We start from the raw sequence: 18,688 nt of genomic DNA, 5'->3' as shown, positions 1-18,688 counted from the left end.
ACCATGATCTTGGTTGATTTCCTTCAATGCCCCTTCTTCCTGGGCAATGACCACCCAGCCTCTCGTCTCATCATTGAACGTAATGGGGGATTTGACGACATATACTTTGTTGTCGGAAATCYTGACCTTCTGGACCAAATCCGTATTTTTCATGATGACGTCCGGGAGTTTATTTTCATCCGGATCGATATACAACTGCGGCATCGTATATATGATGGTGGCATCGGGATCGACGATATAGATGATTGGCTGTTGATTCAGATGGAGGATTTTCTCCCGTTCCTCAACAATTTCCGAAAGGATCGGGCCAACGACAATCTGGCCATTTTCCTTTATCGCCCGATCGGATGTTTCATCCGCTAAGTACTTTAGAAGGCTGAGCCTATATTCCAAAGCCGTTTTTTCCATCCACCATAAGGAAAAAACAGATAATAATATCAAACCGGAAATCAAGGTCAATACGTATCTCTTTGTCCAATAGCGTTGTAAAGTGGTTCTTTTTTTAGTTTTCATAGACACTCAATTGATACCCCAATCCACGCAATGTTTTTATTTCCCCCTCAGTTACCGGCCATGCATCTATCGCCTTCCTGATACGTTTGATCGCCAGGTCCACCGCACGGTCACTGCCGTCATAATCCATGCCCCACACCTGGTCGAGCAGCTGTTCCCTCGTGAAAATTTGATTAGGGTGCTTAGCGAAAAAAACGAGAAGAGACAAATCACGCGGCGTCAAGTTTATCTCTTCCCCATTCAAATGCACCATATATGACAGATCATCGATGATTAAACTCCCAAACTCGTGTACATGACCATCTTCCGTAACAACCGATGATGATCTTCTTAAAACGGCATGCACCCGTGCCACGACTTCTTCAGCAACGAAGGGTTTGGAGATGTAATCATCCGCACCTGACTTAAATCCCGATAATCTGTAATCGACATCTGTCAGTGCAGTCAACATGATAACCGGACATGTATCGCCCTCCCGAATTTCCTTCAATATATCCCAGCCTTCCTTACCCGGCAGCATGACATCCAGCAGGACAAGATCTGGCTTCGTTTCTTCAAACACTGGAATGGCCTTTAGCCCATCGTAAACTTGGACTACATCAAAACCTTCCCGCTCCAAATATGCTTTCAATACCATCGATATGGCAATTTCATCTTCTACTACAAGAATTTTTTTCATATATGGATTCCTCCTTCCTGAATTATAGTGGAATTATTTTGTATATGCTAACTATAAAAAAACACCAAGCCTTTTCCCTCAATTTTACCCTTTTTATGTGTCAGGATTATGTTCTCAGTAAAATTAACCGGTGTTTTCACTTCGTAACTTTGTGTAAGTGATCTCGATTCATTTTAACAGGATTGCCGCTATGTGATCGTAAAAATCATACAGAAAAATCATGAGCTCCTCATTACACTCTAAAGAGGCTGGCTCAAAACTGAGCCAGCCTTTTCAATTACATGTCTCGTGTGGATTGGGACAGCCCGCTTCCTGCCTTTCCACTTGGATCGTACTATGTTCAATTCCAAACTGATCATGAAGTAGTTTTTGCGCTTCTGCTAAAACTGAATCGTGATTACCGTTCTCATCTATGACAACATGGCAGCTCATTGTCAAAAAACCAGAAGTGATCGTCCAGATATGGAGATCATGGACATCGGATACACCGTCCAATTTTACCAAGGATGCTTTCACTTCATCCATATCGACTTGATCTGGTGTGCCCTCCATCAAGATATGGAAAGAATCCCTCATTACCCTAAAACCGCTGATAATAATTAAAATCGCGACTATGACGCTCGCAATCGGATCTGCAATTCCCCAATCGAAAAAATAAATCAAGAGTGCGGCCGCAATGGCACCCACAGATCCAAGCATATCACCAATGACATGTAAAAAAGCACTTCGCACATTCAGATTGTCTTCCTTATCTCCGCTCATTAAAATCCAGGCGGCAATGACATTAACAAGTAAGCCAATGATTGAAATCATTAGCATTCCCATGCTTTGAACCTCAGGAGGATCCAGGAACCTCTTAATTGCCTCAAAGAAAATGAATACGGATATGACGATCAATGTCAATCCATTCAAGCAAGCAGCAATGATCTCAAACCGTTTATACCCAAACGATTTGGACGATGTCGCTTTCCTTTCCCCCAACCTTATCGCTGTATAACTAAGCCCTAATGCTGCCGCATCGCTAAGCATGTGACCTGCATCCGACAGTAAAGCCAGACTATTTGTCAAGAATCCCCCAATGACCTCTACTATCATAAATGTGGAGATTAATAAGAAAGATGCCAACAATGCTTTTTTATTGTTAGAATGGTGGTGTCCGTGCCCATGATCATGGGAGTGACCATGATGATGTCCCATGCCATCCCTCCTCTCGATTTGAAACTTATATATAGTATGGGATAAATCCAGAATGGTTTCAAATGATTCACTTCAGGGATTCACTGGCTGCAAAAAGAGCGATCAAACGGGCAGGAAGTGATTTTTTACTAAAAATAAAAATCGGACTTCAACCAATTCAAAGTAAAAATAAACGCTACAGACATTTCCTGCAGCGTTTTCCCCGTTTATTTTTCCTCTTGCATCGTATCATCGACAATGGCATACAGATCCTTATTAAACAATTCATCATTACAGACAAGACTATGCCGTTCCATCTCTTCCTGCTCTTGAATTACCTGTTCATTTTCCTTCATGACCTACCTCCAGCTTCATATTGTTTGCCTATTAGCGTATCCGCAGGCATGTACCTTTATGCTCAACATTTCCCCAACCTTCATCTTTTATAAACGTCTTAGGCCTGCTGCCCGCCATGGAAGGCACGTATAATGAATTCATGCTCTGGAACTTGTAAGCTTTGGTACGATGACAGGAACGATGTATTATCATAGGCCACTTTTTCAAGCTTTACCTGAATACCCGCATTTTCAATTGAAACAATGGCATAAGGAGCAACTGGTTCACCATTACAGCCAAGAGAACCAGGGTTCAGGAATATCGTTCGGTCATTTTTATAAAGGTGGATAGGATGATGGTGTCCGAATCCTATTAAATCGTGATGCTGATCTTTGAAAAGCATTTCCAAGTTATTTAAACTCGGTTCAACGATTTTACTATATGGATTTTGGCTTATGTGCTCATCCAATTTCTTCGGTTCCATGTGATAATGGGTGAAGTAAACGGAGTGATCATTAATGATATGATGTATGGTTCGAGGCAATTTTCCCAATTCATTTATGAATTTCCGCTGCATCCTTTCAGCTATCCATTCATGATGCTCCTTAACAKGAATATGTCCGTCCGGATGCGGCTCCCCGTTAATGATGGCCAGGACAGCTTCATCATGATTTCCAGTTATCATCGATAAATCATTTCTTGAAAATAAAAGTTCAAGGACTTCATTTGTATCCGGGCCAATCCCAACCATATCTCCCAAACAATAGAGACGATCTATTTCTTCCCTTTGATCAATATCCCTAAGGACGGCTTTTAACGCTGAAGCATTACCATGCACATCCGTTATAATGGCAACTTTCATGACTTAATTCAGCTCCCTTCCTCCACAATCCACATGGTATATTATAACATTCAAAACGAAATCAAAAAAATATTCGGGCTTAATCCCTTGGTTTGCCCACGCCCATTTTTTATGAATAAGCAAACACTTCGGCCTAGAATACATAGTATGAAGTATTCCCGGTAAAGATGTTTTGCTAGGTATGTAATTCATAATATATATGAGGAGGAAATCAAATGGGTGGAAATGGTAACGAATGTTGTGGCGGCGGTTTCGATAACGGATTCGCATTGCTGATCGTATTATTCATCTTGCTGATCATCATTGGATGCAGTTGGGGATTCGGCGGCGGCTTCGGCGGATGCTGCTAATAATGACATAAATCAAAAAGGCGCCTGTTCATGGCGCCTTTTTTGTTATGGATTGACTTTTATTTTTTCTCTTTGCTTTTGTTTTCGAGTCTTCATGATGAACCAAATGACTATAAGTGCAATGGGGATAAGCAAGAAATTCGCATATTGTGAAAAGATGGCTCCCGCCTGCTCCCATCTAGATCCTAACTTAAACCCTAAATAAACATAAACGCTTGTAACAGGAAGCATCGCCATATAGGTATATAAGATGAATTTCCAAATATTCATTTTCAATATTCCACATGGCAGCGACACGGCGGTACGAATACCTGGTACAAACCGTCCAAAGAAGGCAATTCCCCCACCATACCTTTCAAAGAAGCGGTCAGCTTTGTTCAACTGCTCATCTTTGATTAAAAAGTATTTTCCGAACTTTAATACAAGCGGCCTCCCGCCATACTTGCCTAAGGCATAAAGCGTCAATGGTCCCGTTACCCCACCAAGCGAACCGGCAAGGATAGTCAAGTATAAATTCAAATCACCTTGATAAACCCAGTATCCTGCCAGTGGCAAAACTATTTCAGCAGGAATGAATTCAAAAGTCAAAGCTAGTAAAACACCGAAATAAGATAAAGATTTAAACGCTTCAATCATATCCATTATTAAAGTTTCCATTGAGGTTTCCCCTTTTCTAACTTTTATTACATATAAAAAGGAGTGCACCAAAATGAATCCGGGCACCCATGATGTCAAAAAGGACATTTTACATTGTATCACAAGTTAACCCGCAATTTTTCCATAATGTTATCCTAAAACAATGTTCTTATGGAGTCCATGTTTTGTTATCGGGCTATTTACTACAGAACTATGCTTGTATGAAGAACGATAATAGAATATCAGATGGCCCCGAAACGAAAAAAACTTGAGGACGAATTGACCTCAAGCATTCGATATAGTTAACCAAGTGAATAGCCCCTAAATAGGTAGATATGTACACATAACAAAATCGGTACCCTTAGTTCTCAAATCATAAAAGGGGCAGAGAGCCTGCTCAATCCATCCTCCATTTGTTTTTTGGCATCTTTCATCATGCCATCAAGTAATTCTTTTACCGTGGGTATATCGTCTATCAATCCGGCAACCTGGCCGCTGTTCATAAAACCATTGGTAACATCCCCATTCATCGCTCCATTAATATGATGGACTTCAGAGGTCATTTCACGATAATTCACAGGAGACAGACCCTGTTTCTCCAGATCCAGCACTCTCTCGGTATATGGGTCCTTCAATACCCTTCTGACCTGTCCAAATGATCTGCCCAAAATTACTGTATCATTGCCCATCGCTTCGATTAGTTTCTGCTTATATGACGGATGGAACGGTGCTTCTTGTGTAGCAATCAGCCTGGTTCCCAATTGGACGCCTGAAGCTCCCAGCATCAATGCAGCTGCCAACCCCTGCCCATTGCCTATTCCTCCAGCGGCCAGAACGGGAAGCGTCACATGCTTGCTGATTTGCGGAATGAGTGTAAACGTCGTCATTTCCAGGTTCGAGTTGATGCCGGCGGCTTCAAACCCTTCCGCGACCAGCACATCTGCCCCTGCTTCTTGCGCTTTTTGTGCGTGCTTGACCGACGCAACGATGGCAATCACTTTTATATTCTTTTTTTGCAATAGTGGAATGAAAGGGGCAGGATTCCCTGCAGATAAGGAAACTACAGGTATATCATGCTTCAGGACAAGATTCACTAATTCATCTGTATATGGACTAACATTTATTGGAATGTTCAACGCAAAATTGTTATTGGTTTTATCTTTGGTTTCGAGAATGATGGCTTCTACCTGTTCAGGAGTCATGGTACCGCACCCTATTGTTCCCATGCCCCCTGCATTGGATACTGCAGCAGCAAGACTTGCATTGCTTATATTCCCCATGCCGCCTTGAATAATTGGATATTTTATCTTAAAAAGTTCACAAATATATTTCACTTTCATCCCTCCCGTTCAATTTAATGTTATACTATATTCATTAGAAAAACAATTCTGACTTTTTAAAAAAAGGAGCGAGACTATGATTATTCCGTACAATAATAAAAAACCATCCATTGATGATACCGTTTTCGTGGCACCCGGCGCTCATTTAATCGGTGATGTTTGGATTGGGAAAGACTCGACCATTTGGTTTAATTCCGTACTGCGCGGTGATGAAGATTCAATTACAATAGGAGAAAAATGCAGTATTCAGGATAATTCCACCATTCATTTATTTGAAGGATGCCCGGTTGTCATTGAAGATGAAGTGACGGTCGGTCACAATGTCATCCTGCATGGCTGTAAAATAGGCAAACGCTCCATTATTGGTATGGGTTCAACGATATTGGATAATGTAGAGATCGGCGAAGAATGCATCGTCGGAGCGAACACATTGATTTCCTCTGGCAAAATCATACCTCCACGTTCATTGGTCATTGGTTCCCCGGGAAAAGTGGTTCGCCGTTTGAATGATAAAGATCTTGAATTGATCCAACTTTCCATCGATACATATGTTCAAAAAGGGAAAGACTTCAAAGGGATACTCGATTAATTATTGCAAGGAATTTGAAAAGAGCTCCGGCCAGTCGTCGTTAACTGCTGGCTGAAGCTCTTTTTCACTTAATGATGAGTGGATGGTCCTTGGCATCATAGGTTTCATCTTTCCGGCATAAATCATTGTTTTCCTGAAATACGCTTTCAAAGAAACGGCTTGCTGGTTCAGCCAAGACTTGATAATATTGGCTAAATAAAAGAGCAGCATGATTCCCATTCCACTTAGAAGGCAGAAGTTCCTTTGGCAGGCCCGGATCGATGAATAAAAATTTACGGTATTCATGCACCAAGTTCGTTCGTTCCACAAAACAATCTGCATCGGACATTTCACCCCTGCTAATGATGCTTTGATGAACGATGAATTGTTTACTGTATTTCTCGATGAATTCTTCATATTTATTTTCAATCTCTTCTAATTGCCAGCTCTTCTCTACAAGCGATTGGTTTTCTTTTGGACCTTTGTACTCCGAGATGAAAAAATCAACATATTCATCTATGTCATATTTCTCGATCAAGCGATTGATTTGCTTTTCCAAATCATTGGGGGAAATCCAGCAACCACTTGAAAAACTGCCAAACCCGCTCCATAATAATTCTTTGCGGAGATCATCCCGTAATTGCCGCTTATCTTCAGGGATCGTGTACATTAAGATGCGCCATTTACCATCCCATTCATTCGGTTTCATCTTATATATGCGATTGGCCGCTTCATCCATTCTCTGCACACCGCGATCAGTCAAAAAATAATAGCTTTTATTTCCCTGCTTCTCTGACTGAATCCACCCTTGCTTGACCATTCGTGAAACGGCTACACGAACGCCCTGCTCATTATGGCCGAATTCCTTTAACAAACGAATTAAACTGCCTATCCAGATTTTACTTCCATAGTTACGGATATAATCGCCGTATATCGTAAAAATCATGGATTGTGTATTAGTACCTATCTTTCTCACCTCGTCCTAACATTGTTACTATTTTCACACGGAAGACATAATAATTATTATATCTATTTAAAATGAAAGCGCAATATTATTCACCAGTAAATCGCGCTTTTCTCCGTTCACTAAATGCCTGGAGCGCTTCCGATCTATCTTGGGTCGGAATGGTCAATTCATAGGCTTTTCCTTCTATGGCCATTCCCGTTTGCAAGTCCGTATTCATTCCTTGGTCAATCGCATATTTGGCTTGTTTGACTGCAATCGGCCCATTCTTCATGATATTGGCTGCTAATTCCTCACAGGCTGACATTAGACGATCCCTTGGTACGACCTTCAAAAGGATCCCTAATTGACATGCTTCTTCCGCAGTCAATTTTTTAGCGGTGAAGATCAATTCCTTGGCCTTCATTTCCCCAATCAATCTCGGCAGCCGCTGTGTACCGCCTGCTCCCGGAATAATGGCCCAGCTAGTTTCAGTGAGCCCCAAAGAAACACCTTCCGCAGCAATTGCAAAGTCACATGAAAGCAGCCATTCAAATCCTCCCCCCAATGCATATCCATTGACGGCAGCCAGTGTCGGCTGCGGAAGCCCTGCGATACTATTAAAAACATCGCGAATCGCTTTAACGTTCCTTCTTACTTCGGCATCATTCAAAGACTTCCTTTCTTTCAAATCCGCTCCCGCGCTGAATGCTTTTTCCCCTGCACCGGTGAAAATGACGACACGGATATCGCCGTCATAATAAACGGCATCGATGACTTGCTGCAGTTCACAAAGTGTCTCATAGTCGAAGCAGTTCAATACGTCGGGCCGATTCACTGTTATATAGCCGATTTGATTTATCACTTTATAAATAACCTTGGACATGAGTCTCCTCCCCTTTTTGAAAAAATGACCCTTATGCAGATAAAATTAATAAGGGCCATACGCTTAATCATTCTTTATCGATATTTTCTATAATGGCGGAAATGCCTTGGCCGACGCCTACACACATCGTCGCAAGGCCATAGCGTACTTTCCGCTTTTTCATTTCGTGGACGAGTGTTGTTAAAATACGCGCCCCGCTTGCACCGAGCGGATGGCCAAAAGCTATTGCCCCGCCGTTGACATTCACTTTCTCCTGATCCAATTTCAATTGGCGGATGCACTCCAAGGATTGGGAAGCGAATGCTTCATTCAATTCCACCAGCCCGATGTCTTCAATCGTCAAACTTGCCCTCTCCAATGCTTTTTTAGTGGCATGAATCGGGCCAAGGCCCATAATGGACGGTTCCAAGCCCGCTACCGCCCCTACAACATATTTGGCCAGAGGCTTCAATCCAAGCTCCCGTGCTTTTTCTGCACTCATCAAAAGCAGTGCCGAGGCTCCATCATTTACACCTGAAGCATTACCGGCGGTTACAGTGCCGCCTTTAAAGATCGGTTTGAGTTTTTCCAGCTTTTCGATGGTCGTGTCAGGACGAGGGTGTTCATCCTTCTCGATAATGACCTCATTCCCTTTTCGATCCGTATATCGAACAGGTACGATTTCATTAATGAAACGCTCATTTTCCACTGCGTTTTTCGCCCTTTKCTGGCTTTGATAAGCGAATTGATCTTGGTCCTCCCTTGAAACAGAAAAACGCAGGGCGACGTTTTCAGCCGTTTGAGGCATGGAATCCGCACCATACATTTCTTTAAGTTTCTCATTCGTGAAACGCCATCCGATCGTTGTATCCTGAAGCTCCATTGACCCCCGCGGAAATTCACTTTCAGGTTTGGCCATGACGTACGGCGCCCTTGTCATGCTTTCAGTACCCCCTGCGATATAAATATCGCCTTCACCGACTGCAATGGAGCGTGCAGCATACATGACGGCATCCAATCCGGATCCACATAAACGATTTATTGTCGTTCCAGCTACATTTACCGGAAGACCAGCTAAGAGGGCGGACATCCGGGCCACGTCGCGATTATCCTCTCCCGCTTGATTTGCATTCCCGAAGATGACATCCTCAATTTGATCAGGCGGCAGCTCTGGATTGCGATCTATCAGCGCCTTGATTACAATTGCGCCGAGGTCATCCGGGCGAACGCTTTTCAATGCGCCTTTATATCTTCCGATTGGTGTTCTCACAGCATCAATGATCACAACATCCTTCATTTCCTCACCAGCTCGCCGTCTTTTGTATAATCGTACACACCTTTACCAGACTTACGGCCGAGCCTGCCAGCTTTAACATACTGTTCAAGGAGGGGAGCCGGGCGGTATTTCTCACCCAGTTTACTATGTAAATATTTTAAATTATTCAAGCGGGCATCCAATCCCACCAAATCACCTAGCTCAAATGGTCCCATTGGGTAATTCAGCCCTAACTTTATTGCCTTATCGATTTCTTCTGGTGTTCCTAAGCCTTCTTGAAGCATAAAGAACGCTTCATTACCTACCAAACAGCTGATCCTGCTTGTAACAAACCCAGGGAATTCATTTATGACCACGGTCTCTTTCCCCATTTTTTCGGCTACCTCTTTTATTATGGCTGCCGTTTCATCGCTTGTTTCAAGACCACGTACAATTTCAACGAGCGGCATTTTTTGTACAGGATTGAAAAAATGCATGGCAATCGTTTTTTCGGGACGCTTTCCATAAGAACCAATTTCCGTCGGACTCATCGTGGAAGTATTGGTTGCAAAGTAACAATCTACTTTTGCATGGATTTCAATCGTTTCGAAGACTGCCCTCTTGATTTCCGCCTTTTCCGGAACTGCCTCTATAATCAAGTCGGCATATGCTGCTGATTCTTTCAGATTGGCAGAATAGGTAAATCTGCTTTTTGCAGCTGCCGCTTCTTCCTCGGTAATCTTTTGGTAGCGCAAACCCTTTTCAAAAATGGAATCGATTTCGTTTCTAGCACTTTCCAAAGCATCCTGATTCACATCCACCAATATTACATTAAAGCCCCCTATTGCTCCTACATAAGCTATTCCCCTGCCCATGACACCAGATCCGACGACCACTAGATTACTAATCATTCGTTCATTCCTCCTTCAAAAATAAATAGGGCTGGCTGTGGGTGAATCAGATAAGCATTCAACCATACCTGAATTACTTTTCCGACATACCGTTCAGCCAGCCGTCTATTTTTTTGTTTTATTGAATTCCAAATGGATTTAACGGACGGCTTCCATGATAGGAAATGATGCTTTTCGTTTCTGTATAAAGATCAAGTGTCTCAATGCAAAGTTCCCGGCCGAATCCTGACTGTTTATACCCTCCGAAAGGTGTTCCAGGAAATGCGGAGAATGGGCAATTCACCATGACGATTCCCGCTTCTATTTGATTGGCCACTCTAGTCGCACGCCCGCCATCTTTTGTCCAAAGGGCTGAACCCAAACCGAATTCCGTATCATTCGCAAGCCTCACAGCTTCTTTTTCATCTTTGAATTTCATTATGACAACGACCGGCCCGAATATTTCCTCTTTCACTACATCCATTTCATGATTGACATTCGCTATGACCGTTGGCTCATACCAATAACCGTTTTCGAAACCTTCAATGACCGCTGGCTTTCCTCCCGTCAGGATCTTCGCTCCATCAGTAATGGCAGATTGGACATAATTGTCGATGACATCCAATTGCCCTTGATCTATGACTGCACCGATGTGTGTTTCTTTGTCGAGCGGATTGCCCAATTTCAATTTTTTCGTCTTTTCTACGAATCTGGCAACGAACTCATCGTATATGTCTTCGTGAACGTATAAACGGGATCTAGCTTCGCAAGACTGCCCAGTATTATAGAAAATTCCATATAATGATCCATCGATGGCTGCTTCAAGGTCTGCATCTTCAAAAACAATATTAGGGGACTTGCCGCCAAGCTCCAATGTGACCCTTTTTAATGTCTGTGAAGCCTTGCCCATAAGATCTCTGCCGATTGGCGTAGAACCCGTGAAGGCCACCTTATTCACTTTCGGATGCTGAACAAGGTAATTCCCTACGTCCGATCCAGGACCTGGAATGATATTGACCACGCCTGAAGGAACACCTGCTTCTAAACAGATTTCCCCTAAAACAATGGCCGTCAGCGGCGTTAACGAGGCTGGCTTAACGATCACTGAACAGCCAACCGCGATTGCAGGTGCAATTTTCCACGCAGCCATCATCATAGGGTAATTCCATGGGATGATTTGGGCACAAACACCTACTGGCTCTTTTTCCGTATAGTTATGGAATTGACCAGGCACATTATTCACAGATCCGCGGTGTGCAACTAACGCTCCTGCATAAAACTCGAAATCTTCAATTGCCTGCATGACTTGGCCTTGCGCTGCAGAAATGGATTTGCCGCTGTTCAGGACTTCCAATTCAACCAATTCATTAAAGCGTGAACGCATGATCGCTGCAATTTTGTTCAAAACACGAGACCGTTTGTTAATCGGAGTCCTCTTCCATTTCCCTTTATCAAATGCTTCACGTGCAGCTTGAACAGCCTTTTCTGCATCTTCCTTGGTCGCCTTTGCAACCTTGGCAATGATTTCACCAGTCGCAGGATTGTACGCATCAATCGTGGAACCATCCGAGCTTTCCACTCTTTCTCCATTAATGATCAGATGATAATAATCACGCTTCATTTCCGCTTTTTCAAATGCCGCCTCTTGTACTCTAACCATGTAATCCCACTCCCTTTTCTATATTACTTGCCTATGAATTGAGCTTTCCTTTTTTCAGTGAATGCTGTCACACCTTCTGCATAATCCTTCGTTAAGCCAGCAATGCGCTGACCCTCCGCTTCTTCTTTTAAGTATTCTTCCAATGAAAGATGATAGGACGCCTCTAAGTATCTTTTGATTAATCCGATTGCCTTCGTTGGTTTGTTTGCGATATTCTCTGCAAAGGCTTTCAATTGCTCGTTCCACTCATCCACACCGATCACTTTTGTAGCGAGCCCGATATTTTTCGCCTCGCCAGCCGTAACCTTTTCGCCCAATAAAGAYAATTCCAGGGCTTTCGCATGACCAACGATTCGCGAAAGGTAATACAGATTCCCCGAATCAGGAATCAATCCAATATTGACAAAAGCATTTAAAAAACTGGCTTTTTCAGAAACAAGCCGAAAATCGCATGCCAGCGCCAGGCTGAAGCCAGCACCTGCAGCCACCCCATTGACTCCTGCAATGATCGGTTTTTCACAGTTTGCTATTTGCTCCATCATCGGACCGTAATCCTCACGCAGCTTCTGGCCTAAATTCATGCCCTCATCAACATCCGATAAATCCTGCCCCGAACAAAATGCCCTGCCTTCCCCAGTAATGATAATGGCCCGGACTTCATCTGCCCCCGCGGATATTTTGATCGCTTTCTGTATTTCCTTATTCATTTGGGACGTAAAGGCATTTAGTTTATCAGGACGGTTCAAAGTAAGCCAAGCAACTCCATTTTCAACCCTATATTTGATCGTTTCGTACATAGAGCACCCCTTATCCGCCTGTGAATTTTGGCTCCCTTTTTTCAACAAATGCTTTCATTCCTTCTTTTTGGTCCTCTGATGCGAAAAGGATATAGAAATTCTTCCGTTCAAATTGCATGCCCTCATTTAAGGGATAATCAACGGCCTTATTGATGGATTCTTTGATCAGCCTTACAGCTAACGGGGGTTGCTTTGCTATCTTTCTAGCAAATTCAACCGATTCTTCCATTAACAATTCAGGTGCGACGATCTTATTAATGAAACCATATTGCAGGGCTGTCTTTGCCTTTATCCTTTCAGCCGTCAATATCCATTCAAGTGCCTTCGTCTTACCTACCAATTTCGTCAACCTTTGGGTTCCTCCTGCACCAGGCATGACCCCTAGTGTCACTTCAGGAAAGGAAAACTGGGTATCGCTTGCGGCAATCAGGAAATCACAGGATAAAGCAAGTTCAAAACCACCGCCGAATACAAAACTTTTCACCGCACCAATCACAGGCTTCTTGACTAGGCTTATTCGGTCCCAATCGGCAAATTGGTTCGTTAACTCCATACTGATTGGATCATCGTTCACCATCTCGTCAATATCAGCTCCAGCGGAAAATGCTTTTCCATTGCCCGATAGCAAAATCACCTTCACTTGCGGGTCCCGGTCGAATTCTTCCATGGTTGAAACTATTTCCCTAACCATTATCCTGTTAAGGGCATTAAGTTGCTTAGGCCGATTTAAAGAGATATAACCAATTCCATCCGAGATTGACGTTTCGATGAATCGAAGCGCATTCATTTTATTTCTTCACCGATCATCATCGTTACAAGTTTCCCGGCAAAGCCCATTAGGTCTTTCCCTGATGCTTTTCCTTCCGGGGAACGCATTCCTTGTTGCAATGCATCATGGTCTTCATAATACATTTCACAAAGAATGTAGTACTCAGAGTCTTTGCCCATTGGGGTTCCTACAATTTTAGTGACCTCCATTTTTTGAAGACCAGGAATTTTTTCCGTTATCGGACCATGTACATTGAAGTAGTGCTCATCGAATTCTTCCTTGTTTTCAGGTTGTTTATAAAGGGCGATTAGTTTTACCATTTTAGAAAACCTCCATTTTATTAGATTATTTTTATCATCGGTTTCATCGCTTCGAACGGATTTTTGCATGCCTTACAATATAAAATGCTGCGGCAGGCCGTTGGACCGAAGATATTTTCCATCGTGACATATGTCGATTCACAATATGGGCAATCCACATGCCATGATCCATCACTTTTCATTTGTCGAGGAGGAGGGGAGATTCCGAAAACCTTTAATCCAGCTTTCCCCTTTTCCGTAATTCGATCGGATGTCCAGGAAGGGGAACGTAAAAATTCCACACTTACATTTTTTACGGCAGGCAGCTGTTTAAGGGCTGTTTCCACATTTTTTTGAATGATCGACAATGCCGGGCACCCAAGAAAAGTTGGCAGCATTTTTACCGAAACGTCCTGGCCCGAAACCGTCACGTCTTGGACCATCCCTAAATCCAGAATACTTACTGTATCGATTTCGGGATCTTTAACGTCTTCCAGGAGCCTATATATTTCTTCTGTGTTTAACTGTACGGTCGCCATGGTACCCCTCCCCTTTCTATTGATTCACCATGAAGCTGCTTTATCGCTTGCGTATACTTCGCTTAACGTTTCTAGCGCCTTTTCCAAATCTTCCGTATGCTGGCCATTGCGGCCATCACCTCTTGCCATCCCTATTTGAATCGTTGCTGCCAAGCCGACACTTTCAAAAATTGGTGTGATGGCCTCGATCCACTTTTTCTGTAAAACAGCTTCGCCCTCTATCAAGCCGAGCTCCACCATTTCCTCCCCATATTGTCCAAGTGAAAATACGCCAGCAAAATCGGGCATTGTTTTACCGATCGCCGCTTTCATTCTCGAAACCGCTTCCAAGTGACCAGATCCCAGCAATTGGACGAACCAGGTTTTCCAGTGCATCAAATGATAGTAAAGTTCCATCTGTACCTTTTGTGCCACTTCAGCAAGCGGTTCATATGAACATGAATGAAGGGATTGAACCTTAATTGCTTTGGCTTGGGTATAAAAATAATTCCGCACTACCGCAAACGCCCAATCATAATCCGGGTCTTTCATATAGTGACCAGGACCATTGACCAATTCGAGAATGATCGCATTGCGCCGTTCCTTGGCGGGACGGTCATGAGCCAGCTTATCCGCATCCCCTTCACCGAGTTCATCAAGTAACTTATAATAAATGGCTGCATGCCCCATCGTGTCTTGGGATATCGAGGCGGATGCAACATCTTCTTCGATATGCGGTGCGAGTCCCAACCATTCTGCACCACGGTATGAATGGATGAAGTCATCGTCTGCCAGTTGAAGCAGCAATTCCTTGATTGCGATGTCCTTCAATGATTCATTCCTCATTTTTCACACCTCCAGCCCAAGACATTATCTCTTTTTCATCGAGCATTCCCTGCTCATACTTCCGCCATTTTTTCTTTAAATACCCGTACCCTTTTGTGGTCCTGTAGTCTTTATTATCGATACGTTGAAGCGTTTTCTTTTCCTCGGCCGTCATTTTCCGTATATTCCGTCTTTTCACGACCCAGATATCATCAACCGCTTCACGTCTCATGAAGTTTTCTTGTGCCATCATGATGGCGATATCCTCATTCGGGGCGAGCAGGCTGAAGTGGTATTGAACGGGTGATGATTGCGTTTTACGGCTGAATACTTCAAATTCTTCAAAGTAATTTCCTTGTCTAGTTTCCATATCGTCCTTCCCCCTCCCTTAAATGACCTTTGGCGCCAATGCCTCGCGTACCCATTTATTTTTTTCATAAGAATTTCTTCGAAGACTTAAGCGATCCTGCGAACGGGGACCTTCATTCCTTGCGAACACCTTCAATTTCCCCCAATCGGGTTGTTGGTAAATCCAGGTTTCAGACTCTTTGTCAAACCTAAGCGATTCATCTGGAATGCTGAAGCCAAGCGAAAGGATCCGCTTCACATATTTGGAAAAAAAAGCTTGTCGAAGTTCTTCATTCGTACTGGTTCTGATTTTGTACTTAATCGTTATATCCTGTTTGGATGTGCCCACTTCATTCTTACTGGGAGGTCCAAAGAAAAGTAATAAAGATTCCCACCAATAATTGATGGAGTCTTGAACCAATTTCCTTTGTTCTTCCGTCCCTTCAGCCAAAGCCATGATTATCGCTTCACCATGCTGCGCGTGAAAAACTTCTTCCGCGCAAATCCTCTGTAATGCCCGGGCATAAGGCCCGTATGAGGCACCAAGCATGTTCGTCTGAGAAATGATGGCTGCACCATCAACCAGCCAGCCAATCAATCCAGCATCGCCCCAGGATTTGGCTTCCATATGGAAAACATTATGAAACTTTAAATCTCCTTTAAACAAATCTTGCATGAGGTCATCCCGTTTTTTGCTGTAAGGCTTTAGCAAATCCTCGGCGACGCGAAGCAATAATTGCCCATGCCCCATTTCATCCTGCACCTTTGCCATGATTCCAAGTTTCCTATTTAAGGTCGGGGCTTTAGGTACCCATTCCTTTTCTGGAAGCGCCCCCATGATTTCACTGATTCCATGCATAGATATTAATTTGATTAAAGTGCCCCGGTATTCTTCCGGCATCCAATCATCCGCCTCTATCTTTTCTCCCGCTTCGATTCTGGCAATGAATTGATTTAGCTTTTCTTCCCCTGCCATATCATTTAAAAGAACGTTCATCCAAATCACCTCTTTTTTCAAATATAACGTTTATATAACGTTATTATATTTTACTGTTATACTTAATGCAAGACTATTCTGTCTTTTTTTAAATAAAAGGGAATTTTCTGGGTTTCTTTGAATCTTTTAATCCACTAAAACTTTAAAGGGCGAAGTTTCCACTTTGATAGAATCTGTCGGACAACCCTCCACCGCATCATCCAGATCATCAAAGAAACCTTCCGGGACCTCTGCAGTTCCTTCATTTTCATCCAGGATGACAAATGCCACTCCCTCATCATTGTAATCAAAGATTTCAGGTGCAGCGGCACCGCATGCACCGCATGCAATGCAGGTTTCTTGATCCACAACTGTATATTTTGACAAGAGGCCCTCCTCCTTCTCCATTTCATGATTGGCTCCATCTTCTCTTCCATTAAGAGATAAACCCATATTTAAACACGATTGCATCCGCTTTATGTATGGCGTTTACTTGTTCGATTTCTTCAGCTCCACTTATTCCAATCGATACTTCAGCTGGAAAGAACTGAACGACAGAATCGTCCGGTTTCCACATCCATATTCATGAGCATGGAATTTACAAACGAATGACTTCATCCTTCCGCTTATCAACGACACGAATCGCTTTTCCTTCTGAACGGGGAATGCTTTTGGGGATGTTGACAACAATATCCATCGTGACAAGACATGCGGATTTCAAATGATGCTGAATCGTTTTCCTTAATATCTCTACATTCCCATGCGTTAAGTCTTCTTCAATCTCTTTGTAGAAACCGCTTTCAATTTCAATGTGCAGTTCAACACCATCCATATTCCCCTTCTTAACGAGATGAATCTGATAGTGCGGCACAATTCCCTCCATTTGGAATAACACACGCTCTATTTCAGATGGAAATACATTCACTCCCCTGACTATGATCATATCATCCGTTCTGCCCTTAACACGGGACATTCTAGTTGTCGTACGCCCGCATTTACACGGTTCATGTGTAATTGAGGCGATGTCCCCTGTACGGTAACGAATGATTGGAAGCGCTTCCTTTGTAAGGCTGGTGAATACAAGTTCCCCATCTTCGCCGTCCTCAACCGGTTCAAGCGTGTCCGGGTTAATGACCTCGACAAGAAAATGGTCTTCTGCGATATGCAGTCCATCCTGTGCTTCATGACATTCAATCGCAACTCCCGGCCCCATGATTTCACTCAATCCGTAAATATCGATGGCTTTCAATTTCAGTTTCCTCTCAAGTGTTGCCCTCATTGCCTCCGACCATGGCTCAGCTCCGAAAATTCCGTACTCAAGCCCATTATCAGCAGGATCAATTCCCATCTCTTCCATCTTTTCAGCGATATTCAAAATATAAGTAGGGGTTCCGCAAATGCCTCGCGGTTTAAAGTCATTGATGATCGTAATCTGCCTATCGGTATTCCCCCCTGAAATGGGTACTGTCGCAACCCCTAGCTTTTCTGCCCCGCAATGCAAGCCCAGGCCCCCTGTAAACAGACCATATCCATATGCGTTATGGAAAATATCTGACTTGCGGCCTCCTGCAGCTACAATTCCACGTGCGACGATTGTTGCCCAGATTTCCAAATCATTTTTCGTATACCCGACAATTGTAGGCTTTCCGCTCGTTCCGGATGAACCATGAATGCGTGTTACTTCCTCCATCGGAACGGCAAATAAACCGAATGGATACTGATCACGAAGCGTCTGTTTTTTTGTAAAGGGAAGCTTTATCACATCGTTTAGAGTTTGAATATCTTCTGGTTCCAGGCCCATCTCCCTAAACTTTTCTCTGTAATAAGGTACATTTTCATAAACATGGCTAATCGTTTTTTTAAGGCGTGCCATTTGTAAACTTTCCATTTCAGCACGCGAAGCCGTTTCAACTTCCGGATTGTACATTTTTTTCAGTCCCCCTCAATTTTACTATTGTCCCACCGACATTCATAACAGTAATAAAACGGAGAATAAATTATTGTTATGATTTAGTTCAAGATTAATACGTCATTTCTACGTTGTCAATCATGTTTTTATAATTCAGATAAAATGACTGAATAG

23 protein-coding genes and 1 pseudogene are annotated in these 18,688 nt (G+C 43.1%); 2 read left to right on the top strand and 22 right to left on the bottom strand.

Annotated elements, in window-relative coordinates:
* From AC1DVB_RS03540 to AC1DVB_RS03520, 5 genes and pseudogenes are all read right to left on the bottom strand, one after another.
* Positions 1-519: pseudogene (locus AC1DVB_RS03540) on the bottom strand (sensor histidine kinase); the annotation flags it as partial.
* Positions 503-1,192 (bottom strand): response regulator transcription factor, encoded by a 690-nt coding sequence (locus tag AC1DVB_RS03535; RefSeq protein WP_057275726.1) that lies wholly within the window; start codon positions 1,190-1,192, stop codon positions 503-505. The pseudogene AC1DVB_RS03540 and the gene AC1DVB_RS03535, both read right to left, overlap by 17 nt.
* Positions 1,193-1,465: 273 nt before the next feature.
* Positions 1,466-2,389, bottom strand: a complete 924-nt coding sequence (locus AC1DVB_RS03530) for a cation diffusion facilitator family transporter (protein WP_057275725.1) — start codon at positions 2,387-2,389, stop codon at positions 1,466-1,468.
* A gap of 206 nt (positions 2,390-2,595) precedes the next feature.
* Positions 2,596-2,724, bottom strand: coding sequence for a hypothetical protein (locus AC1DVB_RS03525; protein ID WP_255256801.1), 129 nt, complete (start codon positions 2,722-2,724; stop codon positions 2,596-2,598).
* A gap of 98 nt (positions 2,725-2,822) precedes the next feature.
* Positions 2,823-3,566, bottom strand: a complete 744-nt coding sequence (locus AC1DVB_RS03520; protein WP_477588181.1) for a metallophosphoesterase family protein — start codon at positions 3,564-3,566, stop codon at positions 2,823-2,825.
* Positions 3,567-3,781: 215 nt separating this feature from the next.
* On the opposite strand from AC1DVB_RS03520, the gene AC1DVB_RS03515 reads away from it, so the two are divergent.
* A complete protein-coding gene (locus tag AC1DVB_RS03515; RefSeq protein WP_063577172.1) occupies positions 3,782-3,916 on the top strand; it encodes a YjcZ family sporulation protein in 135 nt (44 codons plus the stop codon).
* Between the two features lie 45 nt (positions 3,917-3,961).
* Here the strand turns inward: AC1DVB_RS03515 and AC1DVB_RS03510 are convergent, their stop codons facing one another.
* Both AC1DVB_RS03510 and AC1DVB_RS03505 read right to left on the bottom strand, forming a co-directional pair.
* On the bottom strand, positions 3,962-4,573 hold the full coding sequence (locus tag AC1DVB_RS03510) for a DedA family protein (RefSeq protein ID WP_057275723.1): 612 nt from the start codon (positions 4,571-4,573) through the stop codon (positions 3,962-3,964).
* Between the two features lie 347 nt (positions 4,574-4,920).
* Positions 4,921-5,886, bottom strand: coding sequence for an NAD(P)H-dependent flavin oxidoreductase (locus AC1DVB_RS03505; RefSeq protein WP_477588178.1), 966 nt, complete (start codon positions 5,884-5,886; stop codon positions 4,921-4,923).
* An 82-nt stretch (positions 5,887-5,968) separates the two neighbouring features.
* On the opposite strand from AC1DVB_RS03505, the gene AC1DVB_RS03500 reads away from it, so the two are divergent.
* Positions 5,969-6,481, top strand: coding sequence for a gamma carbonic anhydrase family protein (locus tag AC1DVB_RS03500; protein WP_454862079.1), 513 nt, complete (start codon positions 5,969-5,971; stop codon positions 6,479-6,481).
* A gap of 64 nt (positions 6,482-6,545) precedes the next feature.
* Here AC1DVB_RS03500 and paaX read toward each other — a convergent pair whose 3' ends face one another.
* The 15 genes from paaX to AC1DVB_RS03425 all read right to left on the bottom strand — a co-directional run bounded on the left by paaX (position 6,546) and on the right by AC1DVB_RS03425 (position 18,532).
* Positions 6,546-7,427: a phenylacetic acid degradation operon negative regulatory protein PaaX gene (gene paaX / locus AC1DVB_RS03495; protein ID WP_095391064.1), complete on the bottom strand. Its 882-nt coding sequence runs from the start codon at positions 7,425-7,427 to the stop codon at positions 6,546-6,548.
* Between the two features lie 85 nt (positions 7,428-7,512).
* Positions 7,513-8,289, bottom strand: a complete 777-nt coding sequence (locus tag AC1DVB_RS03490; protein WP_454862078.1) for an enoyl-CoA hydratase-related protein — start codon at positions 8,287-8,289, stop codon at positions 7,513-7,515.
* A 67-nt stretch (positions 8,290-8,356) separates the two neighbouring features.
* A complete protein-coding gene (locus AC1DVB_RS03485) occupies positions 8,357-9,565 on the bottom strand; it encodes an acetyl-CoA C-acyltransferase (RefSeq protein WP_477588176.1) in 1,209 nt (402 codons plus the stop codon).
* Complete coding sequence (locus AC1DVB_RS03480; protein WP_057275718.1) at positions 9,562-10,434, bottom strand: 3-hydroxyacyl-CoA dehydrogenase; 873 nt, start codon at positions 10,432-10,434, stop codon at positions 9,562-9,564. The genes AC1DVB_RS03485 and AC1DVB_RS03480 overlap by 4 nt, the downstream gene beginning before the upstream one ends.
* 118 nt (positions 10,435-10,552) lie before the next feature.
* Positions 10,553-12,073, bottom strand: coding sequence for an aldehyde dehydrogenase family protein (locus AC1DVB_RS03475; protein ID WP_477588174.1), 1,521 nt, complete (start codon positions 12,071-12,073; stop codon positions 10,553-10,555).
* Positions 12,074-12,096: 23 nt separating this feature from the next.
* The gene (locus tag AC1DVB_RS03470; RefSeq protein ID WP_063591926.1) at positions 12,097-12,870 is read right to left on the bottom strand and encodes an enoyl-CoA hydratase-related protein; all 774 of its coding nucleotides are present in this window, start codon (positions 12,868-12,870) and stop codon (positions 12,097-12,099) included.
* Positions 12,871-12,880: 10 nt separating this feature from the next.
* Positions 12,881-13,657, bottom strand: a complete 777-nt coding sequence (locus tag AC1DVB_RS03465) for an enoyl-CoA hydratase/isomerase family protein (protein ID WP_454862076.1) — start codon at positions 13,655-13,657, stop codon at positions 12,881-12,883.
* Entirely contained in the window at positions 13,654-13,959 is a 306-nt protein-coding gene (locus tag AC1DVB_RS03460) for an EthD family reductase (RefSeq protein ID WP_034314904.1), read from the bottom strand. The genes AC1DVB_RS03465 and AC1DVB_RS03460 overlap by 4 nt, the downstream gene beginning before the upstream one ends.
* A gap of 20 nt (positions 13,960-13,979) precedes the next feature.
* A complete protein-coding gene (paaD, locus tag AC1DVB_RS03455; protein WP_057275714.1) occupies positions 13,980-14,477 on the bottom strand; it encodes a 1,2-phenylacetyl-CoA epoxidase subunit PaaD in 498 nt (165 codons plus the stop codon).
* A 24-nt stretch (positions 14,478-14,501) separates the two neighbouring features.
* Positions 14,502-15,302, bottom strand: coding sequence for a 1,2-phenylacetyl-CoA epoxidase subunit PaaC (paaC, locus tag AC1DVB_RS03450; RefSeq protein WP_057275713.1), 801 nt, complete (start codon positions 15,300-15,302; stop codon positions 14,502-14,504).
* On the bottom strand, positions 15,292-15,651 hold the full coding sequence (paaB, locus tag AC1DVB_RS03445; protein WP_034314912.1) for a 1,2-phenylacetyl-CoA epoxidase subunit PaaB: 360 nt from the start codon (positions 15,649-15,651) through the stop codon (positions 15,292-15,294). Before paaB ends, paaC begins: the two co-directional genes overlap by 11 nt.
* 18 nt (positions 15,652-15,669) lie before the next feature.
* Positions 15,670-16,626, bottom strand: a complete 957-nt coding sequence (gene paaA, locus AC1DVB_RS03440; protein WP_063577181.1) for a 1,2-phenylacetyl-CoA epoxidase subunit PaaA — start codon at positions 16,624-16,626, stop codon at positions 15,670-15,672.
* Between the two features lie 126 nt (positions 16,627-16,752).
* Entirely contained in the window at positions 16,753-16,992 is a 240-nt protein-coding gene (locus AC1DVB_RS03435) for a ferredoxin (protein ID WP_057275712.1), read from the bottom strand.
* A 49-nt stretch (positions 16,993-17,041) separates the two neighbouring features.
* On the bottom strand, positions 17,042-17,182 hold the full coding sequence (locus tag AC1DVB_RS03430) for a hypothetical protein (RefSeq protein ID WP_156404294.1): 141 nt from the start codon (positions 17,180-17,182) through the stop codon (positions 17,042-17,044).
* Positions 17,183-17,203: 21 nt separating this feature from the next.
* Positions 17,204-18,532 (bottom strand): phenylacetate--CoA ligase family protein, encoded by a 1,329-nt coding sequence (locus tag AC1DVB_RS03425; RefSeq protein WP_057275711.1) that lies wholly within the window; start codon positions 18,530-18,532, stop codon positions 17,204-17,206.
* Positions 18,533-18,688: the final 156 nt, after the last annotated feature.

Source organism: Peribacillus sp. P4_D6 (assembly GCF_056401795.1).
Note: the sequence above shows the minus strand (reverse complement) of the source record. Positions and strands in the feature narration are given on the sequence as shown.

What these genes read in the sequence shown, in the direction of transcription:
- AC1DVB_RS03535 (WP_057275726.1), bottom strand. Translation starts at nt 1,192, where the DNA reads ATGAAAAAAATTCTTGTAGTAGAAGATGAAATTGCCATATCGATGGTA.
- AC1DVB_RS03530 (WP_057275725.1), bottom strand. Translation starts at nt 2,389, where the DNA reads ATGGGACATCATCATGGTCACTCCCATGATCATGGGCACGGACACCAC.
- AC1DVB_RS03525 (WP_255256801.1), bottom strand. Translation starts at nt 2,724, where the DNA reads ATGAAGGAAAATGAACAGGTAATTCAAGAGCAGGAAGAGATGGAACGG.
- AC1DVB_RS03515 (WP_063577172.1), top strand. Translation starts at nt 3,782, where the DNA reads ATGGGTGGAAATGGTAACGAATGTTGTGGCGGCGGTTTCGATAACGGA.
- AC1DVB_RS03510 (WP_057275723.1), bottom strand. Translation starts at nt 4,573, where the DNA reads ATGGAAACTTTAATAATGGATATGATTGAAGCGTTTAAATCTTTATCT.
- AC1DVB_RS03500 (WP_454862079.1), top strand. Translation starts at nt 5,969, where the DNA reads ATGATTATTCCGTACAATAATAAAAAACCATCCATTGATGATACCGTT.
- AC1DVB_RS03490 (WP_454862078.1), bottom strand. Translation starts at nt 8,289, where the DNA reads ATGTCCAAGGTTATTTATAAAGTGATAAATCAAATCGGCTATATAACA.
- AC1DVB_RS03480 (WP_057275718.1), bottom strand. Translation starts at nt 10,434, where the DNA reads ATGATTAGTAATCTAGTGGTCGTCGGATCTGGTGTCATGGGCAGGGGA.
- AC1DVB_RS03475 (WP_477588174.1), bottom strand. Translation starts at nt 12,073, where the DNA reads ATGGTTAGAGTACAAGAGGCGGCATTTGAAAAAGCGGAAATGAAGCGT.
- AC1DVB_RS03465 (WP_454862076.1), bottom strand. Translation starts at nt 13,657, where the DNA reads ATGAATGCGCTTCGATTCATCGAAACGTCAATCTCGGATGGAATTGGT.
- AC1DVB_RS03460 (WP_034314904.1), bottom strand. Translation starts at nt 13,959, where the DNA reads ATGGTAAAACTAATCGCCCTTTATAAACAACCTGAAAACAAGGAAGAA.
- paaD (WP_057275714.1), bottom strand. Translation starts at nt 14,477, where the DNA reads ATGGCGACCGTACAGTTAAACACAGAAGAAATATATAGGCTCCTGGAA.
- paaC (WP_057275713.1), bottom strand. Translation starts at nt 15,302, where the DNA reads ATGAGGAATGAATCATTGAAGGACATCGCAATCAAGGAATTGCTGCTT.
- paaB (WP_034314912.1), bottom strand. Translation starts at nt 15,651, where the DNA reads ATGGAAACTAGACAAGGAAATTACTTTGAAGAATTTGAAGTATTCAGC.
- paaA (WP_063577181.1), bottom strand. Translation starts at nt 16,626, where the DNA reads ATGAACGTTCTTTTAAATGATATGGCAGGGGAAGAAAAGCTAAATCAA.
- AC1DVB_RS03430 (WP_156404294.1), bottom strand. Translation starts at nt 17,182, where the DNA reads ATGTGGAAACCGGACGATTCTGTCGTTCAGTTCTTTCCAGCTGAAGTA.
- AC1DVB_RS03425 (WP_057275711.1), bottom strand. Translation starts at nt 18,532, where the DNA reads ATGTACAATCCGGAAGTTGAAACGGCTTCGCGTGCTGAAATGGAAAGT.